General features: G+C 69.0%; 27 protein-coding genes. 10 read left to right on the top strand and 17 right to left on the bottom strand.

What is annotated here, in order from left to right; genetic code table 11:
* Window positions 1-333: a hypothetical protein gene (locus KBC94_RS02885; RefSeq protein ID WP_294366149.1), complete on the bottom strand. Its 333-nt coding sequence runs from the start codon at window positions 331-333 to the stop codon at window positions 1-3.
* Between the two features lie 248 nt (window positions 334-581).
* Between KBC94_RS02885 and KBC94_RS02890 the strand changes: the two genes are divergently transcribed.
* The 6 genes from KBC94_RS02890 (at window position 582) to phaP (ending at window position 4,984) form a co-directional block, all read left to right on the top strand.
* On the top strand, window positions 582-1,004 hold the full coding sequence (locus tag KBC94_RS02890; protein ID WP_076505104.1) for a hotdog fold thioesterase: 423 nt from the start codon (window positions 582-584) through the stop codon (window positions 1,002-1,004).
* Window positions 1,005-1,062: 58 nt separating this feature from the next.
* Window positions 1,063-2,355, top strand: a complete 1,293-nt coding sequence (locus KBC94_RS02895) for a solute carrier family 23 protein (RefSeq protein ID WP_294366153.1) — start codon at window positions 1,063-1,065, stop codon at window positions 2,353-2,355.
* A 112-nt stretch (window positions 2,356-2,467) separates the two neighbouring features.
* Window positions 2,468-3,214, top strand: coding sequence for a septum site-determining protein MinC (gene minC, locus KBC94_RS02900; protein WP_294366155.1), 747 nt, complete (start codon window positions 2,468-2,470; stop codon window positions 3,212-3,214).
* A gap of 74 nt (window positions 3,215-3,288) precedes the next feature.
* Window positions 3,289-4,101, top strand: coding sequence for a septum site-determining protein MinD (minD, locus tag KBC94_RS02905; RefSeq protein ID WP_294366158.1), 813 nt, complete (start codon window positions 3,289-3,291; stop codon window positions 4,099-4,101).
* 5 nt (window positions 4,102-4,106) lie between these two features.
* Entirely contained in the window at window positions 4,107-4,391 is a 285-nt protein-coding gene (gene minE, locus KBC94_RS02910; RefSeq protein WP_017759337.1) for a cell division topological specificity factor MinE, read from the top strand.
* Window positions 4,392-4,465: 74 nt separating this feature from the next.
* On the top strand, window positions 4,466-4,984 hold the full coding sequence (phaP, locus tag KBC94_RS02915) for a TIGR01841 family phasin (RefSeq protein ID WP_294366159.1): 519 nt from the start codon (window positions 4,466-4,468) through the stop codon (window positions 4,982-4,984).
* 239 nt (window positions 4,985-5,223) lie between these two features.
* Here phaP and KBC94_RS02920 read toward each other — a convergent pair whose 3' ends face one another.
* Window positions 5,224-6,117 carry a transporter substrate-binding domain-containing protein gene (locus tag KBC94_RS02920; RefSeq protein WP_294366160.1) on the bottom strand — a complete coding sequence of 298 codons (894 nt, stop codon included), beginning with the start codon at window positions 6,115-6,117 and terminating at the stop codon, window positions 5,224-5,226.
* A gap of 305 nt (window positions 6,118-6,422) precedes the next feature.
* Between KBC94_RS02920 and KBC94_RS02925 the strand changes: the two genes are divergently transcribed.
* A complete protein-coding gene (locus KBC94_RS02925; RefSeq protein WP_294366161.1) occupies window positions 6,423-7,661 on the top strand; it encodes a D-amino acid dehydrogenase in 1,239 nt (412 codons plus the stop codon).
* 73 nt (window positions 7,662-7,734) lie between these two features.
* Here KBC94_RS02925 and KBC94_RS02930 read toward each other — a convergent pair whose 3' ends face one another.
* From KBC94_RS02930 to KBC94_RS02940, 3 genes are all read right to left on the bottom strand, one after another.
* A complete protein-coding gene (locus tag KBC94_RS02930) occupies window positions 7,735-8,475 on the bottom strand; it encodes an OmpW family outer membrane protein (RefSeq protein ID WP_294366162.1) in 741 nt (246 codons plus the stop codon).
* Window positions 8,476-8,559: 84 nt separating this feature from the next.
* Window positions 8,560-9,474, bottom strand: coding sequence for a LysR substrate-binding domain-containing protein (locus KBC94_RS02935; RefSeq protein WP_294366163.1), 915 nt, complete (start codon window positions 9,472-9,474; stop codon window positions 8,560-8,562).
* A 9-nt stretch (window positions 9,475-9,483) separates the two neighbouring features.
* Window positions 9,484-10,068, bottom strand: coding sequence for a cob(I)yrinic acid a,c-diamide adenosyltransferase (locus KBC94_RS02940; protein ID WP_294366164.1), 585 nt, complete (start codon window positions 10,066-10,068; stop codon window positions 9,484-9,486).
* An 80-nt stretch (window positions 10,069-10,148) separates the two neighbouring features.
* Here KBC94_RS02940 and KBC94_RS02945 point away from each other — a divergent pair, with 80 nt between their 5' ends.
* The gene (locus KBC94_RS02945) at window positions 10,149-11,573 is read left to right on the top strand and encodes an FAD-linked oxidase C-terminal domain-containing protein (protein WP_294366167.1); all 1,425 of its coding nucleotides are present in this window, start codon (window positions 10,149-10,151) and stop codon (window positions 11,571-11,573) included.
* Window positions 11,574-11,654: 81 nt separating this feature from the next.
* Here the strand turns inward: KBC94_RS02945 and KBC94_RS02950 are convergent, their stop codons facing one another.
* The 11 genes from KBC94_RS02950 to KBC94_RS03000 all read right to left on the bottom strand — a co-directional run bounded on the left by KBC94_RS02950 (window position 11,655) and on the right by KBC94_RS03000 (window position 19,715).
* A complete protein-coding gene (locus KBC94_RS02950; protein WP_294366170.1) occupies window positions 11,655-12,539 on the bottom strand; it encodes a CsgG/HfaB family protein in 885 nt (294 codons plus the stop codon).
* Between the two features lie 143 nt (window positions 12,540-12,682).
* A complete protein-coding gene (locus KBC94_RS02955; protein ID WP_294366171.1) occupies window positions 12,683-13,651 on the bottom strand; it encodes a ParB/RepB/Spo0J family partition protein in 969 nt (322 codons plus the stop codon).
* The gene (locus tag KBC94_RS02960) at window positions 13,651-14,229 is read right to left on the bottom strand and encodes an alpha/beta hydrolase (RefSeq protein ID WP_294366172.1); all 579 of its coding nucleotides are present in this window, start codon (window positions 14,227-14,229) and stop codon (window positions 13,651-13,653) included. Before KBC94_RS02960 ends, KBC94_RS02955 begins: the two co-directional genes overlap by 1 nt.
* A gap of 20 nt (window positions 14,230-14,249) precedes the next feature.
* Window positions 14,250-15,143: an AAA family ATPase gene (locus tag KBC94_RS02965; protein WP_294366174.1), complete on the bottom strand. Its 894-nt coding sequence runs from the start codon at window positions 15,141-15,143 to the stop codon at window positions 14,250-14,252.
* Window positions 15,144-15,182: 39 nt separating this feature from the next.
* Window positions 15,183-15,797 carry a LysE family transporter gene (locus KBC94_RS02970; RefSeq protein ID WP_114801741.1) on the bottom strand — a complete coding sequence of 205 codons (615 nt, stop codon included), beginning with the start codon at window positions 15,795-15,797 and terminating at the stop codon, window positions 15,183-15,185.
* Window positions 15,798-15,878: 81 nt separating this feature from the next.
* On the bottom strand, window positions 15,879-16,532 hold the full coding sequence (rsmG, locus tag KBC94_RS02975; protein WP_294366177.1) for a 16S rRNA (guanine(527)-N(7))-methyltransferase RsmG: 654 nt from the start codon (window positions 16,530-16,532) through the stop codon (window positions 15,879-15,881).
* Window positions 16,529-18,475, bottom strand: a complete 1,947-nt coding sequence (gene mnmG, locus KBC94_RS02980) for a tRNA uridine-5-carboxymethylaminomethyl(34) synthesis enzyme MnmG (protein WP_294366178.1) — start codon at window positions 18,473-18,475, stop codon at window positions 16,529-16,531. Before mnmG ends, rsmG begins: the two co-directional genes overlap by 4 nt.
* A 35-nt stretch (window positions 18,476-18,510) precedes the next feature.
* Entirely contained in the window at window positions 18,511-18,930 is a 420-nt protein-coding gene (locus KBC94_RS02985) for a type II toxin-antitoxin system VapC family toxin (protein WP_294366180.1), read from the bottom strand.
* Window positions 18,931-18,933: 3 nt separating this feature from the next.
* Window positions 18,934-19,185: a type II toxin-antitoxin system Phd/YefM family antitoxin gene (locus tag KBC94_RS02990; RefSeq protein WP_017760147.1), complete on the bottom strand. Its 252-nt coding sequence runs from the start codon at window positions 19,183-19,185 to the stop codon at window positions 18,934-18,936.
* Window positions 19,186-19,338: 153 nt separating this feature from the next.
* Window positions 19,339-19,524 carry a hypothetical protein gene (locus KBC94_RS02995; protein ID WP_294366182.1) on the bottom strand — a complete coding sequence of 62 codons (186 nt, stop codon included), beginning with the start codon at window positions 19,522-19,524 and terminating at the stop codon, window positions 19,339-19,341.
* 5 nt (window positions 19,525-19,529) lie between these two features.
* On the bottom strand, window positions 19,530-19,715 hold the full coding sequence (locus KBC94_RS03000) for a DUF1328 family protein (protein ID WP_114801744.1): 186 nt from the start codon (window positions 19,713-19,715) through the stop codon (window positions 19,530-19,532).
* Window positions 19,716-19,944: 229 nt separating this feature from the next.
* Between KBC94_RS03000 and gstA the strand changes: the two genes are divergently transcribed.
* Together gstA and KBC94_RS03010 are read left to right on the top strand one after the other, a co-directional pair.
* Window positions 19,945-20,553 (top strand): glutathione transferase GstA, encoded by a 609-nt coding sequence (gene gstA, locus KBC94_RS03005; RefSeq protein ID WP_294366183.1) that lies wholly within the window; start codon window positions 19,945-19,947, stop codon window positions 20,551-20,553.
* Between the two features lie 177 nt (window positions 20,554-20,730).
* Window positions 20,731-21,840: an alkene reductase gene (locus KBC94_RS03010; protein WP_294366185.1), complete on the top strand. Its 1,110-nt coding sequence runs from the start codon at window positions 20,731-20,733 to the stop codon at window positions 21,838-21,840.
* A gap of 69 nt (window positions 21,841-21,909) precedes the next feature.
* Here KBC94_RS03010 and KBC94_RS03015 read toward each other — a convergent pair whose 3' ends face one another.
* Window positions 21,910-24,192 carry a cation-translocating P-type ATPase gene (locus KBC94_RS03015; protein WP_294366187.1) on the bottom strand — a complete coding sequence of 761 codons (2,283 nt, stop codon included), beginning with the start codon at window positions 24,190-24,192 and terminating at the stop codon, window positions 21,910-21,912.
* Window positions 24,193-24,348: the final 156 nt, after the last annotated feature.

A 24,348-nucleotide genomic window follows, 5' to 3' on the forward strand; every position in this document is an offset into this window, starting at 1 on the left:
TCAGCGCAGATGCAGCCGGCGCCGCACCACGGGCCGGCTGATCGCGGCGATGGCCAGGCCTGCGATGGCCGCCGAGGCGATCAGCGCGAAGGACTTGGACACGACCAGCCCCTTGACGGGCCGACGCATGCCTTGCTCCCGCTTGCGTGGCGGTGGGCTAACAGTCACCGACACCGGGTCGCTGGCCGGGAAGGACTCGGCAATGCCCTGGTCCAGGGCGTCCTCGTCAGGTTCGCGCTTCTCGGGCGGCGCCACCTTCTCCGCCGCCTGCGGGTCGGCGGCCGTGGGAAAGCGAAAGGCGTCGGGCTGGGTGTTCTTGTCGTCCTGGCTCATGGGGGCTCCTCGTTCCATGGGGTGTAGAGAACCCGCAGTGCGGGCTGGCGGACCAGCCTAGCGCGTCCGCGGGCGCAGACTGTGGGACCACGCCGCGAACGGGGTAGGAACCGTGCCGCGTCTGCGAGCCGCGGGCGATGGCAAGCCCGCCACCGGCGGCGGCCACCCGCAGGCGACTGCACCGCCGAGGTGCGCTGGCTATAGTTCCGCGGCTCTTTCATCCAACCCGACAGCCGACGGAGACACCCATGCGTATCTGGCAGAAACCCATCTCGATCGAGGAACTCACCCGCAGCCATGTGGGCACCGTGGGCGGCCACATCGGCCTGGAGTTCGTGGAGATCGGCGACGACTACATCGTCGGCCGCGTGCCGGTGGACGCCCGCACCATCCAGCCCTACGGCATCCTGCACGGCGGCGTGTCGGTGGTGCTGGCTGAGACGCTGGGCTCCTGCGGCGCGCACTACTCGGTGCCCGAAGGCGAACGCACGGTCGGGCTGGACGTCAATGCCAATCACCTGCGCGCGGCCTCCAAGGGCTGGGTCACAGGCACCGCCCGGCCGGTGCACCGCGGCCGCAGCACCCACGTGTGGCAGATCGAATTGCGCAACGACGAGGGCGAGCTGACCTGCGTCTCCCGCCTGACCATGGCGGTGCTGCAGCCGCGCTGAGCGGCCGGCGCCGCGCCCCCACCGAACAACCAACAACAAACACCCCGAGGAGAAACCCATGAGCCTTTTCCAGTGGCGCGAAGTCGCCATGACGGGCAACACCGTCGTCGCGCCCGATGAGCGCCTGTCCTGGCCGCAGACCGGCGCCATGGGCGTGCAGCACGTCATCGCCATGTTCGGCGCCACGGTGCTGGCGCCCATCCTGATGGGCTTCAACCCCAACGTGGCCATCCTGATGAGTGGGCTGGGCACGCTGATGTTCTACCTGCTCACCGGCGGGCGCGTGCCGAGCTACCTGGGCTCGAGCTTCGCCTTCATCGGCGTGGTGATCGCCGCCACCGGCTATGGCGGTCAGGGGCCCAATGCCAACCTGCCGGTGGCGCTGGGCGGCATCATCGTCTGCGGGCTGGTGTACTTCGGCATCGGCCTGCTGGTGCAGGCCATCGGCACCGGCTGGATCGAGCGCTTCATGCCGCCGGTGGTTACCGGCGCGGTGGTGGCGGTGATCGGCCTCAACCTGGCGAGCGTGCCGATCAAGAACATGGCGGCCGGCAACTTCGACAGCTGGATGCAGGCCATGACCTTCCTGTGCGTGGGCCTGGTGGCGGTGTTCGCGCGCGGCATGCTGCAGCGCCTGCTGATACTGGCCGGTCTGCTGCTGGCCAGCGTGATCTACGCCGTGCTGGCGAATGGCCTGGGCATGGGCAAGCCGCTGGACCTGTCGGGCGTGGCCGCCGCGGCCTGGGTGGGCATGCCGGCCTTCACCGGCCCGCGCTTCGACACGGGCGCCATGCTGCTGATCGCGCCGGTGGCCATCATCCTGGTGGCCGAGAACCTGGGCCACCTCAAGGCCGTCACGGCCATGACCGGCCGCAACCTCGACCCGCTGATCGGCCGCGCCTTCATGGGCGACGGCCTGGCCACCATGGTGAGCGGCGCGGCCGGCGGCACGGGCGTCACCACCTATGCCGAGAACATCGGCGTGATGGCCGCCACGCGCATCTATTCCACCGCCGTGTTCGTGGTGGCGGCCGTGATCGCGCTGGTGCTGGGCTTCAGCCCCAAGTTCGGCGCGCTGATCCAGGCCATTCCGCTGCCGGTGATGGGCGGCGTGTCGATCGTGGTGTTCGGCCTGATCGCCGTGGCCGGCGCCAAGATCTGGGTCGACAACCGGGTCGACTTTGCGGACAACCGCAACCTGATCGTGGCCGCCATCACGCTGATCCTGGGCACGGGCGACTTCACGCTCAAGTTCGGCCAGTTCGCGCTGGGCGGCATCGGCACCGCCACCTTCGGGGCGCTGCTGTTGTGGGCCATGCTGGGCCGCAACGCAAACGCCCGGTCACATTGAGGGCCCCTTCGCGGCGCCGCCGGGCGGTGCTGCGCCGTTAGACTTCGAAGGTTTCGCCAGTGTGGCGAAACCTTTTTTTCATTCACCCTCCATTTCTCCCCACCGTCCCTCGATGGCCGATGCTTCCGCCGCACGCGCACGCGCGGTTTTCGAATTCAAGAGCGCCACGCTGCCCCTGGTGGCCGTGATCCTCAAGACCGCCGACCTGTCCGTGCTGACGGCCGCGCTCGACGCGCAGCTGGCCGATTCGCCCGATTTCTTCGAGCAGGAGCCGGTGGTGATCGACCTCTCCCAGCTGCCCGAGGACGAGGCCGCCCGCAGCATCGACTTCAGGAAGCTGCGCACCATCCTCGCGCGGCACCAGACCCAGCCCGTGGCCGTGCGCGGCGCCGATGCGCGCCACGCCCAGGCGGCGCGCGCCGCGGGCCTGGCCATCGCGGCCCTGCCCGGCCCGGCCCCCGCACGGCCGCCCGAGCCGCCCAGCCCCGCGCCGCAGATCGTGCGCGAGGTGCCGGTGCCGCAAGGTGGCACGCTGCTGATCGACCGGCCGTTGCGCTCGGGCCAGCAGGTCTATGCCCGCGGCGGCGACGTGATCGTCACCGGCCTGGTGAGCTTCGGCGCCGAGGTCATTGCCGACGGCAATGTGCATGTGTACGCGCCGCTGCGCGGCAAGGCCATCGCCGGGGCGCGGGGCGACACCGGCGCGCGCATTTTCACCACCTGCCTCGAAGCGCAGCTGGTGGCCGTGGCCGGCGTCTACCGCACCTCCGAAGTGGCCCTGCCCCCCGACGTGGCCGGCAAGCCCGCGCAGATCCGCCTGCAGGACGACAAGCTTCTGCTGGAAGCCATCACCGGTTGATGGCTCCCCGCAAAAAACCCCCCATTCCCCAGCGCAACAAGCGGCGCGAACCAGTCAAAAAAGGATTCAGGCAAATGACCAAGATCGTGGTGGTGACCTCGGGCAAGGGCGGCGTCGGCAAGACGACCTCCAGCGCGAGCTTCTCGTCGGGCCTGGCCCTCGCGGGCAAGAAGACGGCCGTGATCGACTTCGACGTGGGCCTGCGCAACCTGGACCTGATCATGGGTTGCGAGCGCCGCGTGGTGTACGACTTCGTCAACGTGATCCAGGGCGAGGCCAACCTGACGCAGGCCCTGATCAAGGACAAGCTGTGCGACAACCTGTTCGTGCTGGCCGCCTCGCAGACGCGCGACAAGGAAGCGCTGACGCAGGAAGGCGTGGGCCGCGTGCTGGAAGAGCTCAAGACGATGGACTTCGACTACATCGTGTGCGACTCGCCCGCCGGCATCGAGACCGGCGCGCTGATGGCCATGCACTTCGCCGACGAGGCGCTGGTGGTGACCAACCCCGAGGTGTCCTCGGTGCGCGACTCCGACCGCATCCTGGGCATGCTCAGCTCCAAGACCAAGCGGGCCAAGGACGGCGCCGAGCCGATCAAGGAGCATCTGCTCATCACCCGCTACAACCCCAGCCGCGTGGCCGACGGCCAGATGCTGTCGCTGGAGGACATCCAGGACATCCTGCGCATTCCGCTGATCGGCGTGATCCCGGAGTCGGAGTCGGTGCTGCAGGCCTCCAACCAGGGCATCCCGGCGGTGCACGACAAGGAGAGCGACGTGGCCCAGGCCTACCTGGACGTGGTGGCGCGCTTCCTCGGCGAAGACCGTCCCATGCGTTTCACCGAAGCGGCCAAGCCCGGCTTCTTCAAGCGAATCTTCGGGAGGTAAGGCGCATGTCCTTCCTCTCCTTCCTGCTGGGCGAGAAGAAGAAGTCCGCGGCCGTCGCCAAGGAACGGCTGCAGATCATCCTGGCCCACGAGCGCGGCATCAACGCGCGCCGGCCCGACTACCTGCCGCAGTTGCAGCGCGAACTGCTGGAGGTGATCTCCAAGTACGTGTCGATCAAGGCCGAGGACATCAAGGTGCACCTGGAGAAGCAGGACGCACTGGAAGTGCTCGAGGTCAAGATCGAGCTGCCGGACCTGCCGACCGCCGGCTCCACGCCCGCGGCCCGCTGACGCCCGGGCTTTGCGCCCGCGGCGGCTGCGGTTATCGTGGCCGCTCCCCGCAACACTCCATGGAGAGACGCCCGATGGCCACCCGCAAGACCTCCTCGTCCACGTCCGCCGGCGGCGCCGGCCCGCTGCCCGATCCCATGGCCGCGCTGGCCGGCATGCAGGAGGCCGCGACCAAGTCGCTGCAGGAGATGGCCCAGCGCATGCAGGGCATGGACGTGACCGGCACCGCCGCCCTGCTGCTGGAGAACGGCCGCAAGGACATGGAGGCGATGGTCAAGGCCAGTTCGATGGCGCGCGAGGGCCTGCAGAGCGTGGTCCAGCGCCAGACCGAGATGCTCAAGCAGTCCATCGAGCAGTGGCGCGACACGTTGCAGTCCATGCCCGGCCAGGACATGAAGGCCCAGCTCGGCAAGATCGACAGCATGGGCCGCGCCGGCTTCCAGCAGGCGCTGGAGGACATCCGCGAACTGGCCGACCTCACCGCGAAGTCCCAGGCTGAAGCCTTCGAGATCGTGCGCCAGCGCGTCAACGAAAACGTGGAACAGGCCCGCCAGTTGCTGGCCCAGGGCATGGACGCGCACAAGAAGCGCTGAGTCTGCAACCCTCTGACCCCATGAAAAGAGCCTCCCGCGGGAGGCTCTTTTATTTGGTTGGTAGAGAACGCACGATCATCCGCTCGCCGACAACCTCGACCCCACGACTGCACGAGAGGCCGCGGAGCAGGCCACGCCAGCGGCTCCCGCGGAACCGGCTCTGCCGGGCCGCTGGGAGCGCCCCCCGGCAGGGGGGTCGGCGAAGCGGCACGCAGTGCCGCGCAGCCTGGGGGGCGAGCTCATGTCGCTGGCTTGTCGCTCAAGGCCTTGAGGTTGTCCTTGAGCTCCTTGCTCATCGGCAGCCCGATGGCCTGGTTCTTCGGCGGGATCGGGCCCATGAACCACTTGGCGTACATCTTCTCGAACTCGCCCGACTTCATGAGGCCGGTGAAGACGCCGTCCACCAGCGCCTTGAACTTCGGATCGTCCTTGCGCAGCATGCAGGCATAGGGCTCCACCTGCAGCGCCTCGCCCACCACCTCCAGGCTGGCCGGATCCTTGGCGTTGGCCTTCAAGCCGAAGAGCAGGATGTCGTCCATCGGGAAAGCCGCGGCGCGATCGCTCTCGACCAGCAGCAGCGCATCGGCATGGTCCTTGGTGCCGATGATGTCCAGGTCCAGCTTCTTCTCCTCGTTGTACTTGCGCACGACCAGCATGTTGGTGGTGCCGGTGGTGATGGCCACCTTCTTGCCCTTGAGGTCGGCCCAGTCCTTGATGTTGGAACTCTTCTTCACCAGCGCGCGGGTGCCGGTGTAGAAGTGGTTGATGGCGAAGGCCACGTCCTTGCCGCGGGCGGTGTTGTTGGTGGTGGAGCCGCACTCCAGGTCGATGGTGCCGTTGGTCAGCAGCGGGATGCGGTTCTGCGAGGTGACGGGCATCAGCGCCACTTCCAGGTTGGGCTTGTTGAGCTGCTTCTTGACCTCGGCCACCACGGCATTGCTCAGTTCCACCGCGAAGCCGATGGGCTTGCCGGGCGCTTCCAGGTAGCTGAAGGGCACCGAGGACTCGCGGTAGGCCAGGGTGATCTTGTTGTCCTTGTCGATCTTGGCCAGCGTGTCCTGGCCCTGGGCCTGGGCGGCCTGCAGGCTGGCGATGCCCAGCAGGGCGGCGGTCATGAGGGGGGAAAGCTTCATGGAAACCTTTCTGTCGAAGATGCGTGTGAAGGAAGCGAGCACGACGGAAGAAGACGGACTCGTCAGGGACCCAAGCAAGGCGCCGGCCAGTGTGGCCGCAGGACCGGGCCGCCGCTCATGGTTTTTTCGCGGCCGGCCATGCCCAAAGCTTATGGATGCGCGCCGCGCCCCATGAGCTCGCGGCATGGCCCTGGATGGCTTTGGCATTGGCGGCGCGCAGGCACGCTCCGTAGAGTGCGGGTTCACCCTGACGGGCCAGCCCGCCGCCCTCTTCCGCGTCCCCTCTCTTCCGTCCGCACACCACCATGCACATCTGCATCCTCGGCGCCGGCATCGTCGGCCTGGCCACCGCGTGGGAACTCCAGGCCCAAGGCCATACCGTGACGGTGCTGGACCGTGCAGCGCCCGGAAGCGGCACCAGCAGCGGCAATGGCGCGCAGCTGAGCTACTCCTATGTGGCGCCGCTGGCCGATGCCTCCATCTGGGGCCAGTTGCCGCATCTGATGTTCTCGGCCGATTCACCGCTGAAGCTGCGCCCCCAGCTGGACCCGCAGCAGTGGCGCTGGGGACTGGGCTTCATGGCGGCCTGCAACGACCGCAGCGCGGCACGCACGACGCAGGCCCTGCTGCAGCTGGCCGCTGCGAGCCGCGAGGGCTTCGAGGCCATGCGCGCGCAGCTTCAACCCGACTGCGACTTTGCCGAGGCCGGCAAGCTGGTGCTCTACGGCAGTGCCGCGGGCGTGGAGGCGGCACGTCGGCAGGTGGCGCTGCAGCAATCGCTGGGCGGCGCGGCGCAGCGCGTGGTGACGCCGGACGAGGCCGTCGCGCTGGAGCCCGCCCTCGCCGGCTATCGCGGCCGCTTCGCCGGCGCGGTCTACACCGCGAGCGAGTGTGTGGCCGATTGCCTGAAGGTGTGCCAGGCGCTCGCTGCGGCGCTGCAGGCGCGCGGGGTGCAGTTGGTCACGGCCGAGGTGCAGGGCTTCGAAGCCTCGCGTGGCCGTGCCAGGGCGGTGCGCACGCGCGAGCAAGGCGCCATCGCCGCCGATGCCTTCGTGGTCGCCGTCGGCACCGCCGCGGCGCGCTTCGGCCGCATGCTGGGCGCCTATTTGCCGGTCTACCCGCTCAAGGGCTACAGCATCACGCTGCCGGTGCACGACACGCCCGGCGCCGCGCCGGTGGTGAGCGTGACGGACACGACGCGCAAGACGGTGTTCGCGCGCATCGGCCAGCGGCTGCGCGTGGCCGGCATGGCGGAGCTGGTGGGCGAGGACCTGCGCATCCCGCCCGCGCGCATCGCCACGCTGCAGGCGGCCACGCAGACCGTGTTTCCGCATGCCGCGGTGCAGGGCGCCGACCCGCAGCCCTGGGCGGGCCTACGGCCGGCCACGCCCAGCGGACTGCCGCTGGTGGGCCATGCCGGGCGCGCACCGGCCAACGTGCTGTTCAACGTCGGCCATGGCGCGCTGGGCTTCACGTTGGCCTTCGGCACGGCGCGCCAGGTGGCGCACCGGCTGGCGGCCGACACGGCCCTGGTACCGGCCTGAAGGAACCACGGGAACGGCGCCGGCACGCCCGTCCGCGGGCACGACGCAGGCCTGCGCACGCCCCTGGGCTGCGTCAGAAGCGGTAGGTGGCCGACAGGTAGGTCACCACGGGGTTCAGCTTGAGCCGCGCCTCGCTGGTGAGCAGCGGCAGGCCGGTCGCCGTGGTGGTGGTCAGCGTCGCCTTGGTCTTGAGCGGGATGTACGAGACCGACAGCGAGATGCCCCAGTGCCGGTCGAACTGCCAGGCCGCGCCCACGTTGAACACCGGCGCGAAAGAGCTGTCGAGCTTGGCCGAGGTCACGGTGCTCAGCGGCGGCCGGCCGGCCAGGCCGCCGACCGCGCTCTGCAGGCCCGGCGTCAGGCTCACGTCGCTGTACCAGACATAGGTGCCCCCTGCGCCGACGAAGGGCCGGAAGGCGTCGTTGCCGTTGCCGAAGTAGTACTTGCCCAGGATCGTGGGACTCCATTGCCGCGCCTCGCCCAGCTGGCCGACCCGCGCCAGCGTGCCTTCGCCATTGAGCTTGAACTTGGGCGGCACGCCGAGCACGCCTTCCACGGCCCAGTTCGGGTCGATGAAGTAGACGGCGCTCAGCCCCAGGGTGTCGGCACTGCTGACACCGGCGCCGGAGCCCGGTACCACGCTGGGAATGGGCGAGGTCACCGTCAGCGGCTTGCTGGAGTCGCGCGGGGAGAAATGGAGCCAGCCGGCGCCCATGACCCAGTCGCCCGCCTGCTGGGCCAGCGCCGGGGTGGTGGCCAGGCCGCCCAGGGCGGCGAGGGTCAGAGTCTGGAGGAGTCGTTGTTGTCTCTGCATGGAAGAGTCCTTTGGATGAGGGATGCGTGCCGTCCCCGGGTCGGCTCCGGGGCGGAGCCGACGATGCGAACGACCGTTCGCTTTTTATCCCAATTCCGGGGTGGACGCCGTCAGGACTTGTCTTACACACGCGAGCAGCGTGCGCATGGGCACCGACTCGCCGGCCTGCTCGGCCCGCAGCACGCGCACCGGCACCGGCAAGGCCGGCGCCAGCGCCAGGCGGTCGACCTTGGCCGAGTCGGCCGACAGCGCCGTGCAGCCGTCCACCAGCGCCGCGCCCAGGCCGTGGTGGGCCATGGCCAGCGCCGCGTGGTAGGTCTGCACCGTGACCACCGCCTGCAGGCCGACGCCGGCCTCGCGGCAGGCCTGGGCCACGCCCAGGCCCAGCGGGTCGCGGCCATCCAGCGCGATCACAGGCACGTCGGCCAGATCGGGCAGCGAGAGCCGGCCCGCCTTCACCAACGTCGCCGGCAGCAGGCCGCGCGGCGCCACGCAGACCATGCGGCTGTCGGCCACCGGCTCGTTCACCAGGCCCGCATGTGGCAGCGCACTGAAGGCGAAGCCGATGTCCGCCTCGCGCAGCAGCAGGGCCGAGACGATCTGCGGCGTGTGCAGGGCCTCCACGCGGATCGCGACCGCCGGATGCCGGGCGCGGAAGGCGACCAGCGCCCTCGGCAGCACCTCGTGGGTCAGCGCCATCACCGCCAGGATGCGCAACTCGCCCGCCACTTCGCCGCCATGGCGCAGCTGGCTGGCCAGGCGCTGCACCTCGTCGAGCTGCGCGAACAGCCGCTCGATGCGCGGATACAGCGCCTGCGCCTCGGCCGTGGGAATGAGCCGCCCCTTGGCACGCCGGAACAGCGCGAAGCCCAGCTGCAGCTCGGCATGCTGCAGGGTGCGGCTGACCGCCGGCTGCGTGACGTTGATCAGCCGCGCCGCCGCGCTCACGCTGCCGGTGAGCATCACGGCATTGAAGACCTCGATGTGGCGCAGGCGCATGCGGCGCTGTCAGTCGCCGGAGGCCGACGCGTCCTGCGCCGCGCGTGCCATGCGCTCGCTCTTCCAGTAGACGTCGTCGCCGCCATCCATGCGGTTGAGCACCCGGGCCAGCACGAAGAGCAGGTCCGACAGCCGGTTGAGGTAGCGCCGCGGCGCATCGTTGACCACCTCCACGGCACCCAGCGCGACGATGGCGCGCTCGGCCCTGCGCGCCACGGTGCGGCACACATGGGCCTGCGATGCGGCGCGCGTGCCGGCCGGCAGGATGAACTCGGCCAGGCGCGGCAGCGCGGCGTTGTGTGTCTCCAGCGCCTGGTCCAGCTGCAGCAGCGCCTCGTCCTTGAGCAGCGTGTAGCCAGGCATGGCCAGTTCGCCGCCAAGGTTGAAGAGCTGGTGCTGCACATCGACCAGCAGCTCGCGCACGTCGGCGGGCAGCGGCTCGCAGAGCAACAGGCCGATGTGGGAATTAAGCTCGTCCACGTCGCCCATGGCATGCACGCGCAGGTGGCCCTTGGAGACGCGGGTGTTGTCACCCAGGCCGGTGCTGCCGTCGTCGCCGGTGCGGGTGGCGATCTGGGTGAGGCGGTTGCCCATGCGGAATCCTTCCTTGACTGCGGTTCCTAGAATGGTAGACCCGCGCCGGCATACGCCCGGCCGCCTGAAGGAGACACCCCATGAACGCCCCCGCCGACCTCGCCCGCCTGCATCCCGCCGTGGCACCGCGCCCGGTGCCCGAGTCGCTGCTGGCCGCGCTACGCGAGCGCTTCGGCACGCAATGTTCCACGGCGATGGCCGTGCGCGAGCAGCATGGGCGCGACGAGTCGCCCTTCGACGTGCCGCCGCCCGCGGCCGTCGTCTTTGCCGAAAGCACGCGCGACGTGGCCGATGCGGTGAAGCTCGCTTCGGACGCGGACGTGCCCGTGATCCCCTTCGGCGTGGGCTCTTCGCTGGAAGGCCACCTGCTGGCCGTGCAGGGCGGCATCAGCATCGACCTGTCGCGCATGAACCAGGTGCTGGCGGTGAATGCCGAGGACCTCACCGTGACCGTGCAGCCGGGCGTGACCCGCCGGCAACTCAATGAGGAGTTGCGTTCCAGCGGCCTCTTCTTTCCCATCGACCCGGGGGCGGATGCTTCCATCGGCGGCATGACCGCCACGCGCGCCAGCGGCACGAATGCCGTGCGCTACGGCACCATGCGCGAGAACGTGCTGGCGCTGGAGGTGGTGACGGCCAGAGGCGAGACGATCCGCACCGGCACGCGCGCCCGCAAGTCCTCGGCCGGCTACGACCTCACGCGGCTGATCGTCGGCAGCGAAGGCACGCTGGGCATCGCCACCGAAATCACGCTGCGCATCTATCCGCTGCCCGAGGCGGTCTCGGCCGCCATCTGCTCCTTCCCGAGCATCGAGGCGGCGGTGCACACCACCATCCAGGTCATCCAGCTGGGCGTGCCGATCGCGCGGGTGGAGCTGATCGACGTGAACTCGGTGCGCATGGTCAATGCGCATTCCAAGCTGAGCCTGCGCGAGCAGCCGATGCTGCTGATGGAGTTCCACGGCTCGCCCGCCGGCGTGCAGGAGCAGGCCGAGACGGTGCAGGCCATCGCCAGCGAGATGGGCGGCAACGACTTCGAATGGGCCACGACGCCGGAGGAGCGCACCCGGCTGTGGACGGCGCGGCACAACGCCTACTTCGCGGCCGTGCAGTCGCGCCCCGGCTGCCGCGCGGTGACCACCGACACCTGCGTGCCGATCTCGCGCCTGGCCGACTGCCTGCTGGCCTCGGTGGACGAGGTGGACGCCAGCGGCATCCCCTACTTCCTGGTGGGCCACGTGGGCGACGGCAACTTCCACTTCGGCTACCTGATCGATCCGCACGACCCCGACGAGCGCCTGCGCGCCGAGCAGCTGAGCCACAACCTGGTGTCGCGCGCCATCGCGATGGGCGGCACCTGCACCGGCGAGCACGGCATCGGGCTGCACAAGATGGGCTTCCTGATCGACGAGGCCGGCGAAGGCGCGGTGGCGATGATGCGCACGCTGAAGAAGGCGCTGGACCCGAAGAACATCCTCAATCCGGGGAAGATCTTCAGTCTGTAGCGCATGCCGCGGCGGACCGCGGCTTCTACAAGCTCAGCCTGAACGGTGGTGGGAAGAAGCCGGCGTCCACCGGCTCCGCCCTTACTTCTTCTGTCGCGGCGCCGAGGTCTGCGACGGCGCCACACCGCCATCCACGCCCAGCCGGCCACCGCCGCCCAGGCCCTGGCCGCGCACCGTCTGCGCCTGGTAGTTGCGCAGCGACACCACCATCTGGTTGTAGGCATCCATGAAGGCGGCGCTGATCACCTTGCCCTGCGCCGTGTTGGCATAGCCGCCCACCGCACCGCCCGCCCGGCTGCCGAAGAGCGAGCCCATGGCGCCGAAGTCGGTCTTGGAGGCGCTGCCTTCGGCCGCCGCGATCTGCACGCCCGAGCGGTTGTCGATCAGGGTCAGCATCGTGCTGGCTTCCTTGGTCTGCATGCTGCCGCCCACGGCCGCAAGGGCACGGCCCCGGTTGCCGCCGATCAGGCCGCCCAGCGTGCCGCCGATGCCACCCGCGTCGTTGTTGTTGAAGACGACCTCGGGCGACAGGCCGTAGTCCGAGGCCACCATCTGGCCGCGGCCGAAGTTGCTGCCCTGGCGCATCTCGCCCGACTGCATCAATGCGCGCTCGCGGCTCATGGCGTTCATGCCGGCGGCGCCGCGCTCCACCACCACGAAGCAGTTGGACTGCTGGATCATCAGCCGCAGCAGGTTGGCCGTGGACGGCAGCTTGTACTGGTTGGTCAGCACCGTGTACCAACCGGCCGACTGGTTCTCGATGAGGGAGACGGTGCCCAGCGGCGACTCGCAGCGCTCCAACTGGCCGCTGGCATTGACGCTGGTGCCACCCGCCGCGCCGCCGGTGGCCACGGTCTTGGCGGACTGGCTGCCCATCTGCAGGTCGGTGGTCTGGCAGCCGGCCAGGGCCAGCAGGCCGGTCAATGCCAGGGCAAGGCGGGGAAGAATGGGCGTCGTCGAATTCATGGTCGGCCTCTCGCGGGTTGGAGACATGCCGTCGTGCCAGGGCAGACGGTGCGGCCGCAGCTTATCGGTGCGCCTGTGCACCACGCATCCGACGAAAGTGGAAGGCGGCGGCATAGAACTGCCGCGCCCATCTTGCGGGTCGCCTATCCCGCCGTGGAGCCACGCAGCCGTTCGATCAGGCCATTCAGCGCATCCAGCGAGCCGAAGTGGATCGCCAGCTCGCCGCTCATCTGCGTCTGGCCGCCGCGCTTGCTCTGCTTCTTGATGCGCACCTCGACCGCGGCGGTGAGCAGGTCGGCCAGTTCCTCCTCCACGCGCTGCAGGTCGCGCGGCTTCTCGGGCGCGGCGCGCTGGGCCTGGGGCTGCAGGCTGAATTCGGCCGACAGCTTCTTGACCAGGCCCTCGGTCTCGCGCACCGAAAGCTTGCGGGCCACGATCTGGTTGGCGGCGGTGATCTGCGCGGCGCGGTCCAGGGCGAGCAGCGCGCGGGCATGGCCCATGTCGAGGTCGCCGGCCATCAGCAGGCCCTGCACCGGATCGGCCAGGTTCAGCAGGCGCAGCAGGTTGCTGGCGGCACTGCGCGAGCGGCCCACGGCCTGGGCGGCCTGTTCGTGGGTCAGGCCGAACTCGTTGACCAGTCGCTGCAGGCCCTGCGCCTCTTCCAGCGGATTGAGGTCCTCGCGCTGGATGTTCTCGATCAGCGACATGGCCGCGGCGGCCTCGTTGGGCACGTCGCGCACCAGCACGGGCACGCTGTCCAGGCCGGCGATCTTGGCGGCGCGGAAGCGGCGCTCGCCGGCGATGATTTCGTATTCGGCGTTCTTGGCAGCGGCCTGCTCGGCATCGAGCCGGCGCACCAGGATCGGCTGCATGATGCCCTGGGCCTTGATGCTCTCGGCCAGCTCGTACAACGCGCCCTCGTCCATGCGGGTGCGGGGCTGGTAGACGCCCGCCACCATCTGGTTCAGGGCCAGGGTGCTGGGATTGCCGTCGCGCCGCGGCGTGGCGGACTCTGCCTCGGCCGTGGCCGCGTCGTCGGTATTGCGGCCTGCGGCGGGGCCCAGCAGGGCTTCGAGGCCGCGTCCGAGGCCCTTGGGTTTCTTGGTTGCCATCAGCAGGAAGAAGAAGTGGGTTGCGGGGGCTGGATGAGCGCATCCAGCAGGGCGCGGCCTTCCGGCCAGTCACCCAGGCCCGAGTCGGCGTTGAGATGGCCGCGGGCGCCGGCATCCACGAAGCGGGCGCCCCAGTGGCGCGCCAGCTCGCGGGCCTTGTCGGCGTCGCAATAAGGGTCGTCGGTGGCGCCCACCAGCACGGCCGGGAAGGGCAAGGCCTGGCGCACGATGGGCGCCCAGCCGGGAATCTGGTGGCGCAGCGATTCGCGCTCGACGTCGCCGGGCGCCACCAGCAACGCGCCACGCACGCGGGCCGTATGGCGCGAATGGGCGGCCCAGGCCGCGGTCAGGATGCAGCCCAGGCTGTGGGCGGCCAGTACCACCGGCCCGGGCGCCGCGAGGATCTCCTCCTCCAGCCGCGCGCACCAGTCGCCGCGCAGCGGGCGCATCCAGTCGTGCTGCTCGACGCGGTGGTCGCCATGCAGCGCCTCCCAGCGCGTCTGCCAGTGGCCGGGTCCGCTGTTCTGCCAACCTGGCAGCAGGAACACGGTGGCCGGCTCGGTAGGATGTGGATTCATTGCTATGAAAAGCGTAGCGATCAGGCGGCCGGCGGAGGCACGTCGCCCGCCTCGTCCGGGGCCGCGTCCGCCTGCTCCTCGCCCGCCACGGCATGCAGCACCGGCACCGTCTGCGGTGCGGGCGGCGTGGGCGCGGCCGTGGCGCTGGCCGGCGGCATCTTGCGCACCAGTTCCTCGGCGAAGGCCACATAGGCCTGGCTGCCGCGCGCGCCGGCGTCGAAGACCACGCCGGGCAGGCCATAGCTCGGCGCCTCGGCGAGGCGCACATTGCGGGGAATGACGGTGTCGAACACCTTGTCGCCGAAGTGCGCCTTGAGCTGGTCGCTCACCTGCTGCTGGAGGGTGATGCGCGGATCGAACATCACCCGCAGCAGGCCGATGATCTGCAGGTTCTTGTTGAGGTTGGCGTGCACCTGCTTGATGGTGTTGACCAGATCGGTCAGGCCTTCGAGCGCGAAGTATTCGCACTGCATGGGCACGATCACGCCATGGGCGGCGCACAGGCCATTGAGCGTCAGCAGGCTGAGCGAGGGCGGGCAATCGATGAGCACGAAGTCGTACTCGGCGCCAACGGCGGCCAGCGCGGTGCGCAGACGCTTCTCGCGGCGGTCCAGGGCGACCATCTCCACCTCGGCGCCCGCCAGTTCCCGATTGGCGGCGAGAACGTCATAGCCGCAGGCCTCGACCGATACGCGGGCTTCGGCCACCGAGGCCGATTCGAGCAGCACGTCGTAGACGGTGTACTCGGCGTTTCGCTTGTCGATGCCCGAACCCATGGTCGCGTTGCCCTGCGGATCCAGGTCGATCATCAGCACACGCTGGCCGACCTTCGCCAGGCCGGCGGCGAGGTTGACGGTGGTGGTGGTCTTGCCCACCCCACCTTTCTGGTTGGCGATGCAGAAGATGCGGGCCATGTCGCTGGATTCCTGATGTCGGCGGCGGGGTGGGAGGGTTTACTGGCTCAGTGCCAGCTTGACGCCGAAAGCCACCAGCACGCCGCCCGCCGTCTTTTCGAGCAGGCTGGACAGGCGGCGGTTGGCGCGCAGCTTGTCGGCCAGATGGCGGGTGAGCAGCACGGCCACCAATCCGTAGCCGAAGGTGAGGGCCGCGATGGTCAGTGACATCGCGGCAAAGGTCAGCATGCCCCGATGGTGGGCGGGATCGATGAAGAGGGGAAAGAAGGCCATGTAGAACACGATGGCCTTCGGATTCAGCAAGGTGATCGCCAACGATTGCCGCAGGTAGTGGCCCGGACGGATGTCGATCACCGCCTTGTCACCGGGACGTGCCCGCAGCATCCGGAGCCCCATCCACGCCAAGTAGCCGGCGCCCAGCCATTGCACGGCGTGGAAGGCTGCCGGGTAGGCCGCCAGCAACGCCGCCACGCCCGCGACGGCGGACCACATCAGCACCTGGTCACCCAGGATCACGCCCAGCGTGGCCGCCAGACCCCCACGCACGCCGCCCTTGGCCGTGGAACTCACCAAGGCCAGGTTGCCCGGACCGGGAATGGCCAGGAACACGAGGATGGCGGCGACAAAGGCGCCGTAGTCGGAGATGCCGAACATGGGAGTGAGCTGCGGGAGGGAGCGGGGAGTCTACGCGAGCAAGGCGACGGAGCTGCCGTTTGGCAGCCGCTTGCAGGCGAGTCAGCTTTGTTTTTTGCGCATCCAGACGATGCAGCGCTCGGCATCCAGGCCGGGGACGACGAGTTGTTCCACGTGAAACACATCCACGGAGGTCTGAAGGCGCTCGATCTCCTCTTCTGGCCGCTTTCCCTTCATCGCCATCCAGACGCCTTCGGGAGTCAGAAGCTGGGCAGAGCCATCCACGAAATCGACCAGCGACGCAAAGGCCCGCGAAGTAATCACGTCGTAGCGACCTTCCAGTGTCTCCACGCGCGCGTGGAGGCCGCGAAGTCGAGGCAGTTGCAGAGCGCCCGCCATCTGCTGCACAAAGGCCATCTTCTTGGCGACGGCATCCAGGCAATGCACTTCCAGGTCGGGCCGGCAGATGGCAATCACGACCCCAGGCAGGCCGGCACCCGAGCCCACGTCCAGCAGGCGCCCTGCCCCCGGCTGCTGTCGCCCCAGGGCCGGAACGGCTGCGAGGCTGTCCAGCAGGTGGTGGGTGATGACAAGCGTGGGATCGCGCAGTGCCGTGAGGTTGTAGACCTTGTTCCACTTGAGGATGGCACTGCCGTAGTCCAGCAGCTGACGGATCTGCGCATCGGTCATGTCCAGTCCCAGCGTCCGCGCGCCCTCCTCCAGTTGTTCGCGTTGCGCTTGGCTCACGACACTCATGCGGGCACCGTCTCCGTGTCCTTCTGCTGGAAGGCCTTGTAGCCACCCTTGCGCAGATGAATCATCAACAAGGAAATCGCCGCAGGCGTGATGCCGGAGATGCGCGACGCCTGCCCCAGGGTTTCCGGCCGATGCTTGCTGAGCTTCTGCCGCACCTCGATGCTGAGTGCCTGGACCCGCATGTAGTCGAGGTCGTCCGGCAGGCGCAGGCTCTCGAAGTGCGCCGCGCGCTGCACCTCCTCGTGCTGCTTCTCGATGTAGCCCGCGTACTTGGCCGCGATCTCCACCTGCTCCACTTCGTCCGGTGCCAACGGCTGCGCGGGCCGGTACTTGCCGCCGTCCAGCGACAACAGGCTGTCGTAGCTGATGTTCGGCCGGCGCAGCAGATCGCCCAGGTTGTATTCGTGCTCGATGGCCTTGCCCAGAACCCGTTCGGACTCGCTGGCCGGCAGGTTGCGGGGATTCACCCAGGTCGATTTGAGCCGCTCTGTTTCACGTGAAACAGCGTCGCGCTTCCGGCAGAAAGCGTCCCATTGCGAATCGCCCACCAGCCCCAGCTGACGGCCCGCTTCGGTCAGGCGCATGTCCGCGTTGTCCTCGCGCAGCTGGAGTCGGAACTCGGCCCGGCTGGTGAACATGCGGTAGGGCTCGGTCACGCCCTTGGTGATCAGGTCGTCCACCAGCACGCCCAGGTAGGCTTCGTCCCGCCGGGGCACCCAGGCCTCCCTCTCCTGGCACAGCAGCGCGGCGTTCAGACCGGCGAACAGGCCCTGCGCCGCGGCCTCCTCGTAGCCAGTGGTGCCGTTGATCTGCCCGGCAAAGAACAGTCCCTGGATCGCGCGCGTCTCGAAGCTGCTCTTCAGACCGCGCGGGTCGAAGTAGTCGTACTCGATGGCATAGCCCGGCCGCAGGATGTGGGCGTTCTGCAGGCCCGGCATGCTGCGCACCATGGCCAGCTGGATATCGAAGGGCAGGCTGGTGGAGATGCCGTTGGGGTAGTACTCGTGGGTCGTCAGGCCTTCGGGCTCCAGGAAGATCTGGTGGCTGTCCTTGTCCGCGAAGCGGTTGATCTTGTCCTCCACGCTGGGGCAGTAGCGCGGGCCCACGCCGTCGATGCGGCCGGTGAACATGGGCGAGCGGTCGAAGCCGGAGCGGATGATGTCGTGCGTCTGCGCATTGGTGTGCGTGATCCAGCACGGCATCTGCTGCGGATGCATGTCGGCCCGGCCCATGAAGCTGAACACCGGCATTGCAGGATTGCCGCCGCCCGGCATGCCGTCGCCTGGCTGTTCCGTGCACTGGGAGAAGTCGATGGTGCGGCCATCGATGCGTGGTGGTGTGCCGGTCTTGAGGCGCCCTTGGGGCAGCTTGAGTTCCTTGAGCCGCGCCGACAGGCTGACCGCAGGCGGGTCCCCTGCCCGGCCGGCCTGGTAGTTGTCCAGGCCGACGTGGATGCGGCCATCCAGGAAGGTACCGGCCGTCAGCACGACGGTCCGCGCGCGGAAGGCAATGCCCACCTGCGTGACCGCGCCGACCACGCGGTCACCCTCCAGCAGCAGATCGTCCACGGCCTGCTGAAACAGCGTGAGGTTGGGCTGGTTCTCCAACCGATGCCGGATCGCGGCCTTGTACAGGATGCGGTCCGCCTGCGCCCGGGTGGCGCGTACGGCCGGTCCCTTGCTGGAATTGAGGATGCGGAACTGGATGCCCGCCTCGTCGGTCGCGATGGCCATGGCGCCGCCCAGGGCGTCCACTTCCTTGACCAGATGGCCTTTGCCGATGCCGCCGATGGACGGATTGCAGCTCATCTGGCCCAGGGTTTCGATGTTGTGTGTGAGCAGCAGGGTGCGGCAGCCCATGCGGGCCGCGGCCAGCGCCGCCTCGGTGCCGGCGTGGCCGCCACCGACGACGATCACGTCGAAGGAATCGGGATGGATGTACATGAGGAATGTCTCGAAAAGAAGGTGTCGGAGGTGGCTCAGGCCTCGATCAACTCGGTGCGCAAGCCGACGGCCGCGGCGGCAGCCGCCTGGCGCCGGTCGGCCGTCACGAACAGGTCGACGCCGGCCGCCTGTGCCGTGCCGATGGGCAGCGCATCGAAGGCATGGAGCCGGGTCGCTTCCATGGCCGCCATGGCCAGCGCCTCGACGCGCCGGTCCATGGCCATGCATTCCAGCTCGGCAAAGTCTTCGTGGATGATCGCCATAATGCGGCGGTAGTCCTCATCGGCCAGCACGCCTTCGTGGCGCTGCCGGTTGAGGGCGCTGGCGATCTCGGCCTTGCAATGGGCCGCCACCACCACGGCGGAGGCCTGGTCGCTCAGTGCGAGCAGTTGCTCCCGGCCGGGTTCGGCGATGTAGCGCTTGGCCAGCGCCGAGGCATCGAACAGCACGCGCATGGCTCAGGCGCCCCGCTCGCGCTCGTCGATGATGAGCTGGGCGCCCGTGCGGCCATCGGGGCGCACCAGCTGCAGCGGTTCGATGGGCTGCTTCCAACGCGGAACGCGGGCCACCGGCTCGGCCGCCTCGCCCACCGGCACCAGATCGGCCACCGGCCGGCCGTGGCGCAGGATGCGCACGCGCTCGCCACGCTCGACGAGATCGAGCATGGCCGACGCATTGGCACGGAACTCACTCAGAGGAAGGGTGTGCATGAATGTACAAAATCAGCGTTTTGTACATTTTAGGAAAGACCGCAATCCCTTTGCCGGCCTAAGGGTGCGCGGACCGGCCCCAAAACAAAAGAGCGCAGGGATCGCCTGCGCTCTCTTATCGGGGAGGGGACTTCGGGCCCCAGGTCCGGCAACTCAGGCCGTGGCCAGTTCGCGGACGGGCTGAGCCGCTGTGGTCGCCGCGCGCTTGCGGCGGCTCACAGGCAGCTGCCAGTTGCGCTGGGTGACCTCGATCACATGGCGCACCCGGTCCTTTGGAGACACCAACGCGCCGATCCGGCGCGTCCCTGCAATGGAACGGAGGATGTCCAGCGTGTCCACGGTGTTCAATCCAGCACCTTCTTGGCGGCGCCCACGCCCAGGGCGGCCAGCACCACGAACACCACGGCCATCAGCAGGAACAGGCCGAACAGCAGCTTGGCGATGCCGGCGGCACCGGCGGCCACGCCGCCAAAACCCAGGGCACCCGCCACCAGAGCGATCAGGGCAAAGATCAGTGCGTACTTGAGCATGGTTGACTCCTTTGTCGTCTCGTTGTGCGGCGAGCATTCGACTGAGCCTGCCGCGGTGCCTGAAGCGTAGTTGCGGCCTGTGCACCAAGCTGGACAGTGCCGCCCGCATGACCCCGTAGGACAAGCTCGCGCGCCGATCCAAGTACATTCGCGCTGCCGTGCAGGCCGCCACCGGACTGCACGCCACGCTCTCGCTTCCAGACCTTTTCCAACAGAAGGAGCCCTCTCCATGAAGCTGTATTACTCCCCCGGCGCCTGCTCGCTCTCCCCGCACATCGCCCTGCGCGAAGCCGGCCTGGCCTTCGAGCCGGTGCTCGCCAGCACCAAGTCGCACAAGCTGCAGGATGGCACCGACTACTACGGCATCAATCCGCTGGGCTACGTGCCGATGCTGGAACTGGACGACGGTACCCGCCTGCGTGAAGGCCCGGCCATCGTGCAGTACATCGCCGACCAGGTCCCCACCAAGAATCTGGCGCCCGCCAACGGCACGCTGCAGCGCTACCGCCTGCAGGAATGGCTGACCTTCATCGGCACCGAGATCCACAAGGGCTTCAGCCCGCTGTTCAACCCGGCCGTGCCCGAAGACACCAAGAAGGTCTTCGCCGACAAGCTGCGCACGCGCTTCCAGTGGCTGGACAGCCAGCTTGAAGGCAAGGACTACCTGATGGGCGAGCACTTCAGCGTCGCCGACGGCTACCTGTTCACCACCGTCAACTGGGCCAAGCCGATGAACATCGACCTGAGCGCCTACAAGCACCTGCTGGCCTGGCATGCGCGCGTGGGCGCGCGTCCGGCCGTGCAGGAAGCGCTCAAGGCCGAAGGACTGCTGAAGTAAGGCAGGGTCCATTGGCCGATCAGGGCGGGCGACGTGCCAAGCGCGACGCCCGCCTTTTTTTGGGCGGCCCGGCCGGCACGCCTACACCGAAAACCACAACCCTGCCGTAGCGCCGTCACTGGCCGTGACCTACCCTGCCGCCTTCGTCTTTCTCATCCCCACTTCAACACCCGAGCCATGAGTTCTTCCCTCTTCGACCCCGTCCAGGCCGGCGACCTCCAGCTCGCCAATCGCATCGTGATGGCACCGCTGACGCGCAACCGTTCGCCCAACGCCATCCCCAAGCCGATCACGGCCACCTATTACGCGCAGCGTGCCACCGCCGGCCTGCTGATCACCGAGGCCACCGCCATCAGCCACCAGGGCCAGGGCTATGCCGACGTGCCGGGCCTCTATGGCACCGAGCAGCTGGACGGCTGGAAGCGCGTCACGCAGGCCGTGCACGATGCCGGCGGCAAGATCGTCACCCAGCTGTGGCACGTGGGCCGCGTGTCGCACGACAGCCTGCAGCCCGACGGCCAGCCGCCGGTCGCGCCCTCGGCCATCGCCGCCAAGACCAAGACCTACCTGATCGACGCGCAGGGCAACGGCAGCTTCGCCCCCACCTCCACGCCCCGCGCGCTGGACCTGGAAGAGCTGCCCGGCATCGTCCACACCTTCGCCGCGGCCGCCCGCAACGCCGTGGAGACCTGCGGCTTCGACGGCGTGGAAATCCATGCCGCCAATGGCTACCTGCTGGACCAGTTCCTCAAGGACGGCGCCAATAAGCGCACCGACGACTACGGCGGCAGCATCGAGAACCGCGCACGCCTGCTGCTGGAATGCACCCGTGCCGTGGTCGACGCGGTGGGCGGCGGCAAGGTGGGCATCCGCCTGTCGCCGGTCACGCCGGCCAACGACATCGTCGACAGCGATCCGCAGCCGCTGTTCAACCATGTGGTGCGCCAACTGGGCCCGCTGGGCTTGGCCTATGTGCACGTGATCGAAGGCGCCACCGGCGGCCCGCGCGACGTCGAGGGCCGGCCCTTCGACTACGAGGCGCTGAAGAAGGCGTATCGCGAGGCGGGCGGCAAGGGCGCCTGGATGGTCAACAACGGCTACACCCGCGAGCTGGCCGAGGAAGCCGTGAAGAAGGGCGCAGACCTGGTCGCCTTCGGCCGCCCCTACATCGCCAACCCGGACCTGGTGCGCCGCCTGAAGGAGAACGCCCCGCTCAACACGCCGGACACCAAGACCTTCTACGGCGGCGGCGAGAAGGGCTACACGGACTATCCGACGCTGAGCTGAAGCGTCAGAGACTGCCGGCGTGCGCGCTTGCAGGCATGGACCGGAAGGGCAGCTTCGGCTGCCCTTCCGTCATTCCGACCGCTGGCCCGACGATGCCGGCTGCCAGCGGCGCAGCAGCAGGGCATTGGCCATCACGCTGACGCTCGACGCCGCCATGGCCGCACCGGCCACCACCGGGCTGAGCAGCCCGAAGGCCGCGAAGGGGATGCCGACCACGTTGTAGGCGAAGGCCCAGAACAGGTTCTGCCGGATCTTGGCCACCGTGCGGGCCGACAGGTCGAAGGCCTGAGCCACGAGGGCCAGATCGCCGCGCATCAGGGTGATGCCCGCGGCTTCCATGGCCACGTCGGTGCCGTTGGCCATGGCCAGGCCCACATCGGCCGCGGCCAGCGCAGGTGCGTCGTTGGCGCCGTCGCCCACCATGGCGACCACGCGTGCGCCGCCTTCCTTCAAGGCCGCCACGGCGGCCGCCTTGTCGGCCGGCAGCACCTGTGCCCGCACGTCCTCGGCCGCGATGCCCACGCGCCGGGCCAGCGCCTGCGCGGCACGCGCGTTGTCGCCGGAGATCATCACCACCCGCAGCCCGCGCGCACGCAGGGCCGCCACCGCCTCCGCCGCCCCCGGCTTGGGCTCATCGGTGAAGCCGAGCAATGCCTCGACCGCCTTCACCCGCTCACCCTCCGCATCGAGGCTCAGCAGCGCGGACACCGAGGAACCTGTGGACAACAGCGCCTCGACCTTTTCCGGTGGCAAGGCAGCACCCAATTCCTCGCACCAGCGCAGGCTGGCGAGTGCCCAGGGCGTGCCATCGATCACGGCGCGGATCCCACGGCCCGGCACGGCGCGAACCTCGAGTGCCTCGTCGGGCGCGAGGTCCCGCGACTTCGCGGCCTCCATCACCGCCCGGGCCAGCGGATGTTCGCTGCCCTGCTGCAGCGTGGCAGCGATGCGCAGCACCTGCCCTTCGTCCAAGGTCCCCGTCGCGTCGAGCCGGCTGAGCTGCGGCTGTCCGCGCGTCAGCGTGCCCGTCTTGTCGAAGGCCACTGTGTCCACCCGGTGCGCGCGCTCCAGCGCCGTCGCGTCCTTGATCAGGATGCCGTGGCGTGCGGCGACGCCGGTGCCGGCCATCACCGCCACCGGCGTCGCCAGGCCCAGCGCGCAGGGGCAGGCGATCACCAGCACGGCCACCGCGTGGATCAGCGCCGTTTCAAGCGGCGCACCGCCCAGGAACAGCCAGCCCAGCAGCGTCAGCAGCGCCAGGCCCAGCACGACCGGCACGAAGACGGCAGCCACCCGGTCCACCAGCCGCTGGATGGGCGCCTTGGCGGCTTGCGCGTCCTCCACCAACCGGATGATGCGGGCCAGCACGCTTTCCGTGCCGACAGCCAGCACCTCCACCACCAGGCGGCCGGCGCCATTGACCGAACCGCCCGTCAGCCGGCTACCGGCCGACTTGGCCACGGGCAGAGGTTCGCCCGTGAGCATGGATTCGTCCACTTCCGACTCGCCTTCCAGCACGCGGGAATCGGCCGGGATGCGTTCGCCGGGCCGCACGGCCAGCCGGTCGCCCACCATCACCTCGGCCAAGGGAACATCGCTTTCCTCGGTGCGGCGACCACGCGACTGCAACAGGTGCGCCGTCTCGGGCCGCAGTTGCTGTAGCGCACGGATGGCCGACGTGGCCTGCCGCTTGGCGCGCGCCTCCAGCCACTTGCCCAGCAGCACCAGCGCGATCACGACCGACGAGGCTTCGAAATAGAGATGGGGTTCGCCGCCGTGCGCGCCATGCAGGCGGGCGCGCCACCAGAGCCACAGCGACAGCCCGAAGGCAGCGCTGGTGCCCAGGGCGACCAGCAGGTCCATGTTGCCGGTCCCGGCCCGGGCCGCATGCCAGCCTGCGCGGTAGAAGCGCGCGCCCAGCACGAACTGCACGGGCGCCGCCAGCAACAGTTGCAGCCAGGCAGGCAGCATCCAGTCCAGCCCGAAGGGCATCCCCAGCATGGGCAGCACCAGAGGAAAGGACAGCAGCAGCGCCGCGGCCACCGGGCCGAATCCTGCCCATGGCCCCACCCCCGCTTCTGCCTGCGTCGCCTCGGCACTGCGCGGTTCGTAGCCGGCCTGCCGGACGGCGCGTCGCAGCCGGAGTGCGGCATCGGCACCGTCGTCGCCCGACCAACGGACGCGGGCCGATTCCGTCGCCAGGTTCACGCTGGCCTCCTGCACACCCGGCACCTGGCGCAGGGCCTTTTCCACACGGGACACACAGGAGGCACACGTCATGCCGCCGATGCCGAGGTCCAGCGTCTGCGCGGCCCCCGGGACGGGCGCGGTGTCGATCGAAGATGCATTCATGGACGCAAGGCTACGGCTTGACACGGTGGCAAGGTCAAGACGTCCTCGCCACGTCGACGGACATCGGAAATGCGCAGCACGGCGCCAAAAGGGTTTTGTTGCCTTGACCTTCACATCGTGTCAAGGTCCACACTCCAGGGTGTTCCCTTTTTTTTA

This window comes from Pseudacidovorax sp. (genome assembly GCF_017991995.1).
Taxonomy (GTDB): domain Bacteria; phylum Pseudomonadota; class Gammaproteobacteria; order Burkholderiales; family Burkholderiaceae_C; genus Xenophilus.

What these genes read in the sequence shown, in the direction of transcription:
- gstA (WP_294366183.1), top strand. Translation starts at nt 19,945, where the DNA reads ATGAAGCTGTATTACTCCCCCGGCGCCTGCTCGCTCTCCCCGCACATC.
- KBC94_RS02895 (WP_294366153.1), top strand. Translation starts at nt 1,063, where the DNA reads ATGAGCCTTTTCCAGTGGCGCGAAGTCGCCATGACGGGCAACACCGTC.
- KBC94_RS02985 (WP_294366180.1), bottom strand. Translation starts at nt 18,930, where the DNA reads ATGCGCGTGCTGTTCGATGCCTCGGCGCTGGCCAAGCGCTACATCGCC.
- KBC94_RS02885 (WP_294366149.1), bottom strand. Translation starts at nt 333, where the DNA reads ATGAGCCAGGACGACAAGAACACCCAGCCCGACGCCTTTCGCTTTCCC.
- KBC94_RS03015 (WP_294366187.1), bottom strand. Translation starts at nt 24,192, where the DNA reads ATGAATGCATCTTCGATCGACACCGCGCCCGTCCCGGGGGCCGCGCAG.
- KBC94_RS02940 (WP_294366164.1), bottom strand. Translation starts at nt 10,068, where the DNA reads ATGGGCAACCGCCTCACCCAGATCGCCACCCGCACCGGCGACGACGGC.
- KBC94_RS02955 (WP_294366171.1), bottom strand. Translation starts at nt 13,651, where the DNA reads ATGGCAACCAAGAAACCCAAGGGCCTCGGACGCGGCCTCGAAGCCCTG.
- minD (WP_294366158.1), top strand. Translation starts at nt 3,289, where the DNA reads ATGACCAAGATCGTGGTGGTGACCTCGGGCAAGGGCGGCGTCGGCAAG.
- KBC94_RS02950 (WP_294366170.1), bottom strand. Translation starts at nt 12,539, where the DNA reads ATGAATTCGACGACGCCCATTCTTCCCCGCCTTGCCCTGGCATTGACC.
- KBC94_RS02970 (WP_114801741.1), bottom strand. Translation starts at nt 15,797, where the DNA reads ATGTTCGGCATCTCCGACTACGGCGCCTTTGTCGCCGCCATCCTCGTG.
- KBC94_RS02890 (WP_076505104.1), top strand. Translation starts at nt 582, where the DNA reads ATGCGTATCTGGCAGAAACCCATCTCGATCGAGGAACTCACCCGCAGC.
- phaP (WP_294366159.1), top strand. Translation starts at nt 4,466, where the DNA reads ATGGCCACCCGCAAGACCTCCTCGTCCACGTCCGCCGGCGGCGCCGGC.
- mnmG (WP_294366178.1), bottom strand. Translation starts at nt 18,475, where the DNA reads ATGTACATCCATCCCGATTCCTTCGACGTGATCGTCGTCGGTGGCGGC.
- KBC94_RS02930 (WP_294366162.1), bottom strand. Translation starts at nt 8,475, where the DNA reads ATGCAGAGACAACAACGACTCCTCCAGACTCTGACCCTCGCCGCCCTG.
- minE (WP_017759337.1), top strand. Translation starts at nt 4,107, where the DNA reads ATGTCCTTCCTCTCCTTCCTGCTGGGCGAGAAGAAGAAGTCCGCGGCC.
- minC (WP_294366155.1), top strand. Translation starts at nt 2,468, where the DNA reads ATGGCCGATGCTTCCGCCGCACGCGCACGCGCGGTTTTCGAATTCAAG.
- KBC94_RS02960 (WP_294366172.1), bottom strand. Translation starts at nt 14,229, where the DNA reads ATGAATCCACATCCTACCGAGCCGGCCACCGTGTTCCTGCTGCCAGGT.
- KBC94_RS02990 (WP_017760147.1), bottom strand. Translation starts at nt 19,185, where the DNA reads ATGCACACCCTTCCTCTGAGTGAGTTCCGTGCCAATGCGTCGGCCATG.
- KBC94_RS03010 (WP_294366185.1), top strand. Translation starts at nt 20,731, where the DNA reads ATGAGTTCTTCCCTCTTCGACCCCGTCCAGGCCGGCGACCTCCAGCTC.
- KBC94_RS02945 (WP_294366167.1), top strand. Translation starts at nt 10,149, where the DNA reads ATGAACGCCCCCGCCGACCTCGCCCGCCTGCATCCCGCCGTGGCACCG.
- KBC94_RS02935 (WP_294366163.1), bottom strand. Translation starts at nt 9,474, where the DNA reads ATGCGCCTGCGCCACATCGAGGTCTTCAATGCCGTGATGCTCACCGGC.
- KBC94_RS02920 (WP_294366160.1), bottom strand. Translation starts at nt 6,117, where the DNA reads ATGAAGCTTTCCCCCCTCATGACCGCCGCCCTGCTGGGCATCGCCAGC.
- rsmG (WP_294366177.1), bottom strand. Translation starts at nt 16,532, where the DNA reads ATGAGTGTCGTGAGCCAAGCGCAACGCGAACAACTGGAGGAGGGCGCG.
- KBC94_RS03000 (WP_114801744.1), bottom strand. Translation starts at nt 19,715, where the DNA reads ATGCTCAAGTACGCACTGATCTTTGCCCTGATCGCTCTGGTGGCGGGT.
- KBC94_RS02925 (WP_294366161.1), top strand. Translation starts at nt 6,423, where the DNA reads ATGCACATCTGCATCCTCGGCGCCGGCATCGTCGGCCTGGCCACCGCG.
- KBC94_RS02965 (WP_294366174.1), bottom strand. Translation starts at nt 15,143, where the DNA reads ATGGCCCGCATCTTCTGCATCGCCAACCAGAAAGGTGGGGTGGGCAAG.